This window comes from Novosphingobium kalidii (assembly GCF_040534015.1).
Classification (GTDB): domain Bacteria; phylum Pseudomonadota; class Alphaproteobacteria; order Sphingomonadales; family Sphingomonadaceae; genus Novosphingobium; species Novosphingobium kalidii.
This window is the reverse complement of the sequence record NZ_JBEWLY010000025.1, coordinates 31972-42462: the sequence shown is the minus strand read 5'-3', so window position 1 is coordinate 42462 and position 10491 is coordinate 31972. Positions and strand designations below refer to the sequence as shown.

17 protein-coding genes are annotated in these 10491 nt (G+C 61.5%); 10 read left to right on the top strand and 7 right to left on the bottom strand.

The features are described 5' to 3' along the window. Position 1: 1 nt before the first annotated feature. The 9 genes from ABVV53_RS15815 (at position 2) to ABVV53_RS15775 (ending at position 5580) form a co-directional block, all read left to right on the top strand. Positions 2 to 607, top strand: a complete 606-nt coding sequence (locus ABVV53_RS15815) for a Maf family protein (RefSeq protein WP_353985480.1) — start codon at positions 2 to 4, stop codon at positions 605 to 607. Continuing rightward, on the top strand, positions 604 to 1422 hold the full coding sequence (gene aroE / locus ABVV53_RS15810; RefSeq protein WP_353985400.1) for a shikimate dehydrogenase: 819 nt from the start codon (positions 604 to 606) through the stop codon (positions 1420 to 1422). The genes ABVV53_RS15815 and aroE overlap by 4 nt, the downstream gene beginning before the upstream one ends. Positions 1423 to 1433: 11 nt before the next feature. Next, positions 1434 to 2033 carry a dephospho-CoA kinase gene (gene coaE, locus ABVV53_RS15805; RefSeq protein ID WP_353985399.1) on the top strand — a complete coding sequence of 200 codons (600 nt, stop codon included), beginning with the start codon at positions 1434 to 1436 and terminating at the stop codon, positions 2031 to 2033. A 50-nt stretch (positions 2034 to 2083) separates the two neighbouring features. After that, positions 2084 to 2767: a DNA polymerase III subunit epsilon gene (dnaQ, locus tag ABVV53_RS15800; protein ID WP_353985398.1), complete on the top strand. Its 684-nt coding sequence runs from the start codon at positions 2084 to 2086 to the stop codon at positions 2765 to 2767. A gap of 28 nt (positions 2768 to 2795) precedes the next feature. After that, positions 2796 to 3353, top strand: coding sequence for a ribosome hibernation-promoting factor, HPF/YfiA family (gene hpf / locus ABVV53_RS15795; RefSeq protein WP_419956790.1), 558 nt, complete (start codon positions 2796 to 2798; stop codon positions 3351 to 3353). Between the two features lie 116 nt (positions 3354 to 3469). Beyond that, complete coding sequence (locus ABVV53_RS15790; RefSeq protein WP_353985396.1) at positions 3470 to 3931, top strand: PTS sugar transporter subunit IIA; 462 nt, start codon at positions 3470 to 3472, stop codon at positions 3929 to 3931. Further along, positions 3906 to 4403, top strand: coding sequence for a PaaI family thioesterase (locus ABVV53_RS15785; RefSeq protein ID WP_353985395.1), 498 nt, complete (start codon positions 3906 to 3908; stop codon positions 4401 to 4403). Before ABVV53_RS15790 ends, ABVV53_RS15785 begins: the two co-directional genes overlap by 26 nt. 5 nt (positions 4404 to 4408) lie before the next feature. Further along, positions 4409 to 4738 (top strand): DUF1491 family protein, encoded by a 330-nt coding sequence (locus tag ABVV53_RS15780; RefSeq protein ID WP_353985394.1) that lies wholly within the window; start codon positions 4409 to 4411, stop codon positions 4736 to 4738. Between the two features lie 242 nt (positions 4739 to 4980). Further along, on the top strand, positions 4981 to 5580 hold the full coding sequence (locus ABVV53_RS15775; RefSeq protein WP_419956786.1) for a cell wall hydrolase: 600 nt from the start codon (positions 4981 to 4983) through the stop codon (positions 5578 to 5580). A 31-nt stretch (positions 5581 to 5611) separates the two neighbouring features. On the opposite strand, the gene xth is transcribed toward ABVV53_RS15775, so the two are convergent. From xth to ABVV53_RS15760, 3 genes are read right to left on the bottom strand one after another with little or no spacing between them, the layout of a single operon-like run. Further along, entirely contained in the window at positions 5612 to 6385 is a 774-nt protein-coding gene (xth, locus tag ABVV53_RS15770; protein ID WP_353985479.1) for an exodeoxyribonuclease III, read from the bottom strand. Then, complete coding sequence (gene erpA / locus ABVV53_RS15765; RefSeq protein WP_353985392.1) at positions 6385 to 6717, bottom strand: iron-sulfur cluster insertion protein ErpA; 333 nt, start codon at positions 6715 to 6717, stop codon at positions 6385 to 6387. Before erpA ends, xth begins: the two co-directional genes overlap by 1 nt. Positions 6718 to 6768: 51 nt before the next feature. Further along, positions 6769 to 7197, bottom strand: coding sequence for a CBS domain-containing protein (locus ABVV53_RS15760; RefSeq protein ID WP_353985391.1), 429 nt, complete (start codon positions 7195 to 7197; stop codon positions 6769 to 6771). A gap of 142 nt (positions 7198 to 7339) precedes the next feature. On the opposite strand from ABVV53_RS15760, the gene ABVV53_RS15755 reads away from it, so the two are divergent. After that, the gene (locus ABVV53_RS15755) at positions 7340 to 7633 is read left to right on the top strand and encodes a hypothetical protein (protein WP_353985478.1); all 294 of its coding nucleotides are present in this window, start codon (positions 7340 to 7342) and stop codon (positions 7631 to 7633) included. A gap of 9 nt (positions 7634 to 7642) precedes the next feature. On the opposite strand, the gene ABVV53_RS15750 is transcribed toward ABVV53_RS15755, so the two are convergent. From ABVV53_RS15750 to ABVV53_RS15735, 4 genes are all read right to left on the bottom strand, one after another. Further along, the gene (locus ABVV53_RS15750; protein ID WP_353985390.1) at positions 7643 to 8047 is read right to left on the bottom strand and encodes a (2Fe-2S) ferredoxin domain-containing protein; all 405 of its coding nucleotides are present in this window, start codon (positions 8045 to 8047) and stop codon (positions 7643 to 7645) included. Further along, complete coding sequence (locus ABVV53_RS15745) at positions 8044 to 8475, bottom strand: acyl-CoA thioesterase (RefSeq protein ID WP_353985389.1); 432 nt, start codon at positions 8473 to 8475, stop codon at positions 8044 to 8046. Before ABVV53_RS15745 ends, ABVV53_RS15750 begins: the two co-directional genes overlap by 4 nt. 65 nt (positions 8476 to 8540) lie before the next feature. Beyond that, a complete protein-coding gene (locus ABVV53_RS15740; RefSeq protein ID WP_353985388.1) occupies positions 8541 to 8981 on the bottom strand; it encodes a DUF2497 domain-containing protein in 441 nt (146 codons plus the stop codon). Next, positions 8978 to 10489, bottom strand: coding sequence for a TolC family outer membrane protein (locus ABVV53_RS15735; protein WP_353985387.1), 1512 nt, complete (start codon positions 10487 to 10489; stop codon positions 8978 to 8980). The genes ABVV53_RS15740 and ABVV53_RS15735 overlap by 4 nt, the downstream gene beginning before the upstream one ends. Positions 10490 to 10491: the final 2 nt, after the last annotated feature.

Here is a 10491-nt window from a genome sequence, read left to right as displayed (position 1 = left end):
TATGGCGGCGTCAGCTGAAGGGCTGGTCCTGGCGTCGAAAAGCGCCTCTCGCCGAGCGATGCTCGAAGCCGCAGGCGTTCCCTACCGCTCGTTACCAGCGTACGTCGACGAACGCGGCATCGAAGCCTCACTAGATCCGGCAGTAACACCGCGCAATGTGGCTCTGGCGCTGGCACGGGCCAAGGCGTTGGCCGTTTGCACTCAAGTGCCGGGTGCGCTGGTTTTGGGAAGCGACTCGCTGGTGGAATGCGGCGGCAGGCGTTTCGACAAGCCACGAAGCCGGGAAGAGGCCGCCGCGCACCTCCGGCTCTTTTCGGGACGAGTCATGCATCTGCACAGCGCCGCAGTCCTGGCGCGGGATGGCGAGGTCTTGCGATCTGCAGCTACGGTAGCGTTGCTCCATGTCGTCGATCTCTCGGAGTCTTTCATCGAAGAGTACCTGGATCACGAGTGGCCGGCAGTTTCCGGCTGCGTCGGCGTGTTTCGCATCGAGGGACGGGGCGTGCAGCTCTTTCGCGCCATCGAAGGCGATCATTTCACAGTGCTGGGGATGCCATTGCTGCCTGTGCTGGAGTTTCTTCGAGAGTTAGGGAACCTGCGCCATTGAGCACGCCCTACGCTGAAGTGATCGGCGATCCGATTGCGCAATCCAAGTCCCCGATCATTCATGGCTACTGGTTGGAGCAGCTCGGAGTAGGAGGCCGTTACGACCACTGCCATGTGACCGCAGATGATCTCGCAGGTTATGTTCGGGATCGGCGCGCAGACCCGGAGTGGCTTGGTTGCAATGTGACCATGCCGCACAAACGGGCCATCATGCCGCTGCTGGACGTGATAGATGCCGTTGCAGCACGGATCGGTGCAGTGAACACGGTCGTGCGAGACGAGCAGGGTTCCCTCGTCGGGTACAACACCGACGCACCCGGATTTCTGGAGCCCCTTTTCGGGAGAAAGTTCGAGACGGTCACTGTCGTGGGGGCCGGTGGAGCGGCTCGGGCTGTACTCGCCGCTTTGGCCGATAGCGGGACTAAGTGGATAACGATCCAGAACCGCAGCTTGGAAAAGGCGGAAGCGCTGTTGTCGGAGTTCGATTTGCCGGGCTACGCAGTGGAGCTGGGAAGTCACGTTCGGACGGCCGATCTCCTCGTTAATACATCCGCCTTGGGGATGGCGGGACAACCGCCCCTCCCACCCCTGCTCGACTGTGTGTCTTCCAGCGGCATTGTCTATGATATCGTTACAAGCCCGTTGGACACAGCCTTGCTGCGAGAGGCCCGCGAACGCGGGCTCACCACGGTGGACGGCCTGTCCATGCTGATCGGGCAGGCTGACCATGCTTTCGCCCGATTTTTTGGCCTGCGCCCTCCACGCCGCACGGATGCAGAGTTGAGACACCGCATCCTCCAAGCCAACGCCGTATGAATGCTCCGCAGATGAGGGCCGGATCGAAGATACTGGGTTTGACCGGCTCGATCGGCATGGGGAAATCGACGGTGGCTGCCATGCTGCGAGACTGCGGCGTTCCCGTTTTCGACGCGGACGCTGCCGTACACGTTCTTCAGGGGCCTGATGGTGCACTGCTCCCGGCGATCGAGGACGCGTTTCCCGGCACCACCACCACCAGGGGCGTGGATCGCCCAAAACTCGGAGCACAGGTCTTCGGAAACCGGGACAAGCTCGCCCGGCTGGAGGCGATAGTTCATCCCGCGGTAGCGGAAATGCGCCAGGCGTTCCTCCGGGAGAACGAGCACGAGCCTCTGGTAGTGTTCGACATACCGCTCCTGTTCGAAAAAGGTGGCCGACAGGGACTCGACGCAGTCGCCGTTGTCTCTGCTCCCGCACAGGTGCAACGCGCGCGTGTTCTTGCTCGTCCCGGCATGACCGAGGAGAAGTTCGAGCAGATTCTCGCGCTGCAAGTCCCGGATGCGGAGAAGCGTGCTCGGGCCGACTTCATCATCGACACCGGCACCGACCTTGCGACTACGCGCGCGGCTGTGGAACACCTTGTACGCGTTTTTCGCGGCATCGCCTGATCAACCGGCAAAGCTTGCGTCGCGGCAGCTAGGAGCAGATATAGAGTCCGATGCGCGAGATCATTTTCGACACTGAGACGACAGGTCTGGATCCCCGGACCGGAGACCGCATGGTCGAGATCGGTTGCATCGAGTTGGTGAACCGCATCCCCAGCGGGAGAACGTTCCACGCCTATTTCAATCCCGGCAGACCCATGCCTGCGGAGGCAGAAGCCGTCCACGGCCTTTCCGATACGTTCCTGGCCGACAAGCCGGTATTCGCTGAACGTATTGCCGATCTGCTGGAGTTTTTGGCTGACAGCCCTATGGTGGCCCACAATGCTGCGTTCGATTTCGGCTTTCTGGACGCCGAGTTGAAAATCTGCGGCCATCCGCCGGTCTGCCGCTCACGGATGATCGATACTGTCGCGCTGGCAAAAGTCCGGCACCCCGGATCGAAGCTCTCGCTTGATGCGCTCTGCTCGCGATATGGAGTCGACCGTAGCCATCGCACACTGCACGGTGCCTTGCTCGATGCAGAGCTGCTGGCGCAGGTCTACGTCGAGCTGTGCGGTGGACGGCAGATCGGCCTTGAACTTGTGGCCGACAGCATCACTGTCTCAACCGGTCCGAAGGTCTTGCAGCAACGCGAACGGCCTTTTCGAGCGCCCCGCCCTCATTCCGCAACGCCTGAGGAACTGGCGGCCCATTTGGCGTTTCTCGCTACTGTGGACACGCCGATTTGGTCCCACTGATTTACAAGAGGAGAAGTCGCTCATGGATATTCGCGTTTCCGGTCATCAGGTCGATACGGGCGAAGCGCTGCAAACCCATGCAAGCGATCGGCTCAAGGCAATAGCGGAGAAGTACTTCAGTCGCGCCATTTCCAGCCATGTGGTCTTCGGACGAGGGCCGGCTAACGGATTCCGGTGCGATATCATCATGCATGTCATGCAGAACCTCGTGCTGAAGGGCAGTGGTGCCGCGCAGGATGCCCATGTCGCTTTCGACCAGGCAGCCGAGAAGATCGATAAGCAGCTTCGTCGCTACAAGCGTCGGCTGAATGACCGCAGCGAGCAAAGCGCGCACGCCATGGCGGCTGAGGAAGCCGCTTATACGATCTTCGAAGAGCAGGGCGAAACCGAAGATGTTGAGGCCGATGCTCCCGTCGTGATTGCCGAGACGCGGGTCGACGTGCCGGAGGCAACCGTCTCCGATGCCGTAATGATGCTGGACTTGCGCAACACGGTGGCGTTGCTTTTCAAAAATGCTGGTACCGGACGGCACAATATGGTTTACCGCCGCGGTGACGGTTCGATCGGGTGGGTCGAGCCTTCTTGACGCCCTAGCCCGGGCGATACGCGTTTCACGCTGGAGGAATGGGCCCGTTCCCAGGTTATCTGGGGCCGGGCCTTGCTGCTGCTGGTGGAGCCGATCGGATATCAACTGAAGACCAAATGAGCGCTCTTTTTACTCTCCTGCCGGAAGCCGTCATCATGGCGAATGGCGGCGACAAACATGCCGTCCTCGCTAGGCTGGTCACACTGTTCGCGGCTGTTTACGATCTCGATCGAAACCTCGTGATGGAGCGCATCACGGAGCGTGAGGAGCTTGGGAGCACTGGCTTTGGGCGCAATGTAGCGATACCGCATGCCCGTATTCCCGGCCTCTCTCGACCGGTCGCGGCCGTGATCCGCCTGGATAAGCCCATCGATTTCGAAGCGGCTGACGGTATGCCCGTCGATCTCGTGTTCGGTCTCTTGTCTCCTGATGGAGCTGGTGCCACCCATCTTCATGCATTGGCAGCGATATCACGGATGATGCGCGATGAACGGATGCACGCTGCGCTGATCTCGGCACCGGGACCCGAGGCGCTGTATAGCCTTCTTTCCAATGTCATCGACCGCGACGCAGCCTGAACCTGTCACTTCCTCCGCGGGAGCAGAACTTCACTGGCGCGCGCTGGAGGGGCTTTATGCCTCTGCGCCGATCAACCAGCTGTTCCGATCTTCCCTGACCGTGACGAGCGAGGGAAGAGCTCGAATCATCTTTCCTGTCGAACGAAGCGTGTTTCATGCTGCCGGCGCGGCGCATGGCACGATCTACTTCAAAATGCTCGATGATGCGGCGTTCTATGCGGCCAATACCCTGGTTACAGATCGCTTTCTGCTGACCACCGCGTTCAATATACATCTTACGAAGCCAATCCGAGGCGGTACGGTGTTTGCGGAGGGGCATTGGGTCAGCGGGCGGCGGCGCGTGCTGGTGGCCGAATCGCGCCTGATCGATGAGGAAGGAGATGAGGTTGGACGGGGTACGGGCACTTTCATGCGATCCCGCATTCCGCTCTCGAGCTTGCCTGGATATTCCAGCGTCCTCATGCCGGACTGATCGATATGCGATTACCGACTCACCTCGAAGTAGCTGCTTTGATTCGGCGTGTCGAAACTGCGGGCGGCTTTGCGACCGTGCTCACCAAGGGCGAACGGGACGCCGGAACCCTGCTCGTGGTTCTCGTCGAGAGAGGAGCCAATGCGCGGGTCTATGAGCGCTTGCCGCAGCTGGATGGCTCGCGCAAATGGTCGCTGGCGAAGGCTCAGAATCCCCAGGATCCGCACGAACTAGCGGGTTACCTGAACCGCCGGGGCATGCAGGATCCAGACTTATGGATCATCGAACTGGACGTCCGTGACGGGGAACGCTTTGTCGACGAGCTGGCTTATTAACGTTGACTTCGCGCCCAGCGCGAGTAATCGCAGCCCTCGCTCAGACGCGAAAGCGGCTCGGGATGCAGTTCGGCAGCCCAGCTAGCACGCAGACGGGGAGCCATCGGCAGGCGCGCACGCTAACTTAACGTGCATCAGGAACAAAAAGTTCCCGCTTGTGACGGATGCTCACCGCTAGTTGATCGTTATAAATGCGAAGCAAAATTCGTTTGGCGAGCGCCGTTGCGCTGGCCGGAACGTTGATGACCGCTCTCTTTAGCGCCCAAGGTGCGGACGCGGCGGCAGAGGTGATGGTTCCGAGACTTGCTCTCCCGGATGCATCCACCAGCTTCATTTCCCAGCCCGTGGTGCAGGCTCTGCCGAGCACCATCGAGAGCGAGAGCCAAGTGGGGGATCAGTATCCCGCCCAGTTCGCCGAATCTCGGCAAGCTCCCACACTCGGCGCCCTCGTGGCAGCACAGCCCGACGAGAGCGAGCTGACACCCGAAATGCAATGTCTTGCCGGCGCCATCTATTTTGAGGCCCGGGGCGAAACCCTTGAGGGCCAGCTTGCCGTAGGGCAGGTCATTGTGAACCGCACCGCATCCGGGCGGTTCCCCGAGAGCTACTGTGGGGTTGTCTACCAGCCTTCCCAGTTTTCCTTTGTTCGTGGAAAGAGCATGCCTCGCGTGCGCGCCGGATCGCGTGCTTGGCGCGAAGCCGTAGCGGTGGCTCGGATCGCACATGAGGGTAGCTGGGACAGCGAAGTGAGCGACGCGCTCTACTTCCACGCGGCGCGCGTTTCACCCCGCTGGCGCCTCACGCGCCTCGCTCGCGTCGATAACCACGTTTTCTATCGCTGAGGATTCCGGCGCGCCCTGAAGGGCGCGCTGGTCACTCTCGCAAGGCTACCCAGACAGGCGCGTGATCGCTGGCCTTCTCGCGGCCCCTGTATTCCTTGTCCACGCCGCACCCGGCAAGCCGGTCTGCAAGCTCGGGGGACAGCAGGGCGTGATCGATACGGAAGCCATGATCCCGCTGCCAGGCTCCGGCTTGATAGTCCCAGAAGGTCCATATGCCGCCCTGCGGATTGTGCATAGCTAGCGCGTCGGTCCAACCGTCGTGCAGGAGCCGCCGATAGGCATCGCGTGAGGCTGGCTGCATAAGCGCATCCGGAGCCATGGCCGCGGCCGACCAAACGTCACAGTCATTCGGAACAACGTTGTAGTCCCCGATCACGACAGCGGGCACTTCCTCTGCCGCAATCTCGCGCATGCGGCTGCGGAGGCGGTCCATCCAGCGCAGCTTGTAGTCGAACTTGGGGCCGGGTTGCGGGTTACCGTTGGGGAGATAGATGCAGGCGACGCGAACGCCGAACACGTCAGCCTCGATATAACGTGAATGCTCGTCCTCGGGCTCACCCGCCAGTCCACGTTGAACTTCGACCGGATCGGCACCATCCGCGAGAATGGCAACGCCGTTAAAGCCCTTCTGACCGTGCCAGATAGCGCGATAGCCTATCTTCTCGAACTCGGAGGCGGGAAACCCTTCGTCCTGAGTCTTGATCTCCTGAAGACAGGCGACAGAGGGCCGCGTCTCTTCTAGCCATTCAAGGAGACGGGGAAGGCGTGCCTTGATCCCGTTGATGTTGAAGGAAGCGACGCGGATCACACTGCAAAGCTCGACCCGCAGCCACAACCGGCGCTGGCATTAGGGTTCTCCACTCGGAACGCAGCGCCGCCAAGCGTCTCGACGTAATCGACAGTACAGCCCGCGACGAGTTCTAGGCTCATATCGTCGACCACCAGCTTCACGCCGTCAGTCTCTGCGACGAGGTCGTCAGGATCGGCGGCGTCGGCGAGGCCGAACTTGTACTGGAAGCCGGAGCATCCTCCGCCCTCGACTGAGAGGCGCAGAATGGCCGGTTTGTCCTGCTTGCTGGCGATGGCCGCCACGCGAGCGGCGGCCGAGGGGCTGAGAGTAGGCGGGGCTGTTTCCATGGTTAGAATGTAGGCCCCGCGCCAGCTTCCGGCAAGCGCAGGACCGGCTGCTCATGCCGACTGTATGTAGGCTCGCATGGCATCTGCTTCCGCTTCGATCTGATCGATGCGATGCTTCACCAGATCACCTATTGAAACGAAGTCGATCATGAGGTCGTGCTCAATCACAGGTAGGTGACGAATGCGCCGCCTGCTCATGAGGGACAGCGCAGCCAGCACGGATGTTTGCGGCTCGACGGTTACTGCCGGAGCCGTCATCACTTCAGCCACTCGCATCGAGAGTGCGGCGGAGCCGGCTTCGCCCAACAAATAAATCACGTCCCGCTCGGAGAAGATGCCGGCGATCTGGTCCCCAGCCATGACAGGCATGGCGCCGATGCGGCGTTCCGCCAACAGGGCCGCTGCTTCGCTAACAGGGGTGTCGGTGCTGCAGGTTACGACTGCACGGTTGCGGCTTTCGATAACATGCCCGATCGTCATCGTCGTGCTCTCCCATTATCGCTTCTATCCGCAGAATATCACAAGGGCGGCCTTGTGCCTAATCGGCTGAATGGTGCTGTAACCCCGTAATAGGCGGTGCAGCCCCTTGCACCAGCCGCCCGACGCCCGCACATAATGGATGATGGTTCCCCGTTCTCCCCTCGACGACCCCGAAAAGGCGGCTCACGCCTGGGCCCGCTACCGCCGGATCATGCGCTGGATGATGCTGTTGACGGTGACTCTCGTCGTCGGCTCTCTGTGGGTCCTCTATCGCAGCAATGGCCTTGTCTCGATCCACATGTACATCGCGGCGGCGCTGGGCATTGGTTTCACGATGCTGCTGACCTCGGCCTTGATGGGTCTGCTGTTCCTGTCCAGCGGTACCGGCCACGACGATTCGATAGCCGACAACCTGGAGGAAGAGCGGAACCGCTAGGCCTCCGGTTCAATCCTCGACCGGATTACCGCCAAGCGGTTCATCCTGGAGTGGGCGCAGCCTCAATTCCTCCACAGGCTGCCCGCCGATGAGGTGCTGCTGGATGATCTGCTCAAGCACGTCTTCGGTGCATGAATGATACCACACACCGTCAGGCCACACGACGGCGATCGGTCCAGCCGTACAGATCCGCAGGCAGTCCGCCTTTGTACGCGCCACCCCGCCTTGGCCATCTAGACCGAGCTGCTTGAGCCGCTTCTTGAGGTACTTCCACGCCGCTGCGCCCACTTCGGGACGGCAGCACTCGCCCTTTTGCGGCTCGGCGCAGATGAAGATCTGGCGGTGAATGCCGTTGCCGCCCGCCTTGGCAAGCGCCTCGCGTGCTTTGAGGATATCCTTAGCGGGTGTGGTCATGAGCGAATCGTCCAAGGCTCGAACACGGCATAGACTTCCCTCGGCACGGGGGTGGGGCCTTCTGGGCCCACGGTGACCATCACTGTGCGCGCGAATGCGAGCGCTCGCCCACCTTGAGTCGCCAGCTTGACCAAACGGTGACTGGTCCTTCCGATCCCTTCCACACCGACGTGGAGATCGACAGGTTCCGGGTAGGCGCCTTCCCCGAGGTATTCGATGCCGACACTTGCTACCATTGGGGAAAGACCTGCCGCCGCATGGCGGTAGCCGGCAGCCCTATGGAAGCGAGCGCGCGCTTCCTCAAAGAGGTTTGCCATCGATACATTGTTGATGTGCATGTTGAAATCGAGATCGCTGAAACGCGGCTCGATCCGATAGGTGAAGGGATAAGATGCCGGGAGGAGCAGAGCAGGATCGGGTTTGGGCATTCCGAACGGTTAGAATTAGCGTGACCCCGCGTCCAGAGCCCAGGCAAACTCAGACGATTGCCGCCTTAGCCTTTCTTGCCCACGATCCTGGAGATCTCAGCTGCCACCATCCGCTCCACAAGAGCAGGCAAGTTCTTGTCGAGCCATTCGGTGAGTACAGGCCGCAGCATGTCCCGAGTGAGGCCTTCCAGCGATGTTTCGCCCGAGCGGACGATCTGCGGCGCCGCACCCGGGCCTGAGAGGGCCGCTAGTGCTGCCAGCGAATCGCGCATCGCAACTCGCGCGTCTTCGCTCAAGAGCGGTGAATCACCCGCCTCTTCTGTGTCCAGCCGAACGGTTTCGGTGAGATCGAGGATATCGTCGGACGGGGAGGTCGAACCGGAACTGCTTGCAAGCTGGTCGCGCGGCTTTGCCTCAGCCGCACAGGCGGAGCGATTGTCGCGGGCGATCACCTGCTTGATCGATGCGAGAATCTCCTCGACGCTTGGCTCGCCGTTCTGCTTCATGGCTGCGTAGTCCCTGGCAACATCCTTGACCGATCGATGACGGTAGGGGGCACATCGTTTGGCGAGATCTCTCCGTCTTGTACCGGCGTGCCAACGGTTCGAGTCGAGTTGGCGACGGGATCCGGGTCATCGTCGAAGTCGAAGAACTTGCCACTGACCCGGCGATAATTGACGTCGGGATCGTAAAGGACGCCGCCATCGAGGTTGAGATCACGAGCTTCGGCGCGGCCCATCGCGGCAAGCAGGGTAAATCCCGCGACATACGCATTGCGGCGGGCTATGACGAGTTGCACTTGCGCCCGCAGGAACTCCTGTTCGGCATCGAGGATGTCGAGAATAGTTCGATTGCCTACGGTGTTTTCAGCCCGCACACCTTCAAGACTTAGAGCTGCCGCATCAACAGCCGTCTGGTTAAGGGCGATGAGCTCCTGAGCAGCGATGTAGGACGTGTAGGCGGATCGCACTTGCGCAATCACGCTTCGCTCGATCGCAATCTCGGTTTCGAAAGCGGCGGCCGCCTGTGCCTGTGCCTGGCGGCGCTGGGCGGCGGGACGTCCACCCTGAAAGATCGGTACCGATACCTGCGCGCCGACTTGTGCGGATCTGTCGGACTGCGCTGCCTCAGTCGGTCCTAGGCTGCCCAGCGTGCCAAGATAGTTGTTGTACCTTGCTGAACCGAACAAGCTCACTGTCGGCAGGCGCAGCGCTTCGGCGACCTCAATGTCTCGGGTAGCCGCCCTTGCGCGCTCGTAGGCGGCAATAATGTCGGGATTGTTCTCGATCGCCACTGCCACTGCGACTTGCGGAGTGTCGGGAAGATTGGGCAGCGGCGGAGGCGGTTGCAGATCGACCGGCGCTTTGCCGACAAGCTCGATGTACCGTTCGCGGGCCGCCGCAAGATTCGCTTCCGCGGTTCTAAGGTCGCCCCGGGCCAGCGCTAGGCGCGACTCGCTTTGCGCCACATCGGTGCGGGTCAGGTCGCCAAATTGGAAGCGATCGCTGGTCGCTTCCAGGTTGGTGCCCAGCGCGCTGACATTGCTGCGATTGAGCCCTACGATGGCCTCGTTCTGGATCACATCCATGTAGGCGGCCACTATCTGGCTGAAGAGTTCCGATTCCGTGCTGCGCAACTCTGCCTGTCCGGCCTCTACGCGCAGCTTGGCGGCCTTGATCTGGTTCTTGACCGCGCCGCCCGAGTAAATCGGGACACCCAGGTCGACCCCTGCTGAAACGGCTCGTTGGGGAGCAGTGAACTGGTTGGCGTTCTGCACGACAAACTCGGTGTGCCGGCCGTCCGAGTTGACGCTCGGCAGGCCAGCAGCGCGCGCGATCGGCACGTTCTCGTCCAGCGCACGCTGTTGCGCGCGTGCGGACTCAAGTGTCGGATTGCTGCGGTAGGCCAGGACCAGCGCCTCGGTCAGGGTATCGGCTGAGGTGGCGCTTGCACCTCCCAGAGCCAAGAACCCCACTCCGATCCGGAGCCCGGCGCGCCAGGCGGACCGGGCCACGG

Excerpts from the sequence above, each read along its gene's own strand:
- ABVV53_RS15755 (WP_353985478.1), top strand. The coding sequence starts at position 7,340 with ATGGTTCCCCGTTCTCCCCTCGACGACCCCGAAAAGGCGGCTCACGCC.
- ABVV53_RS15790 (WP_353985396.1), top strand. The coding sequence starts at position 3,470 with ATGAGCGCTCTTTTTACTCTCCTGCCGGAAGCCGTCATCATGGCGAAT.
- ABVV53_RS15780 (WP_353985394.1), top strand. The coding sequence starts at position 4,409 with ATGCGATTACCGACTCACCTCGAAGTAGCTGCTTTGATTCGGCGTGTC.
- ABVV53_RS15745 (WP_353985389.1), bottom strand. The coding sequence starts at position 8,475 with ATGCCCAAACCCGATCCTGCTCTGCTCCTCCCGGCATCTTATCCCTTC.
- erpA (WP_353985392.1), bottom strand. The coding sequence starts at position 6,717 with ATGGAAACAGCCCCGCCTACTCTCAGCCCCTCGGCCGCCGCTCGCGTG.
- dnaQ (WP_353985398.1), top strand. The coding sequence starts at position 2,084 with ATGCGCGAGATCATTTTCGACACTGAGACGACAGGTCTGGATCCCCGG.
- ABVV53_RS15785 (WP_353985395.1), top strand. The coding sequence starts at position 3,906 with ATGTCATCGACCGCGACGCAGCCTGAACCTGTCACTTCCTCCGCGGGA.
- ABVV53_RS15750 (WP_353985390.1), bottom strand. The coding sequence starts at position 8,047 with ATGACCACACCCGCTAAGGATATCCTCAAAGCACGCGAGGCGCTTGCC.
- ABVV53_RS15740 (WP_353985388.1), bottom strand. The coding sequence starts at position 8,981 with ATGAAGCAGAACGGCGAGCCAAGCGTCGAGGAGATTCTCGCATCGATC.
- ABVV53_RS15760 (WP_353985391.1), bottom strand. The coding sequence starts at position 7,197 with ATGACGATCGGGCATGTTATCGAAAGCCGCAACCGTGCAGTCGTAACC.
- coaE (WP_353985399.1), top strand. The coding sequence starts at position 1,434 with ATGAGGGCCGGATCGAAGATACTGGGTTTGACCGGCTCGATCGGCATG.
- ABVV53_RS15775 (WP_419956786.1), top strand. The coding sequence starts at position 4,981 with ATGACCGCTCTCTTTAGCGCCCAAGGTGCGGACGCGGCGGCAGAGGTG.
- ABVV53_RS15815 (WP_353985480.1), top strand. The coding sequence starts at position 2 with ATGGCGGCGTCAGCTGAAGGGCTGGTCCTGGCGTCGAAAAGCGCCTCT.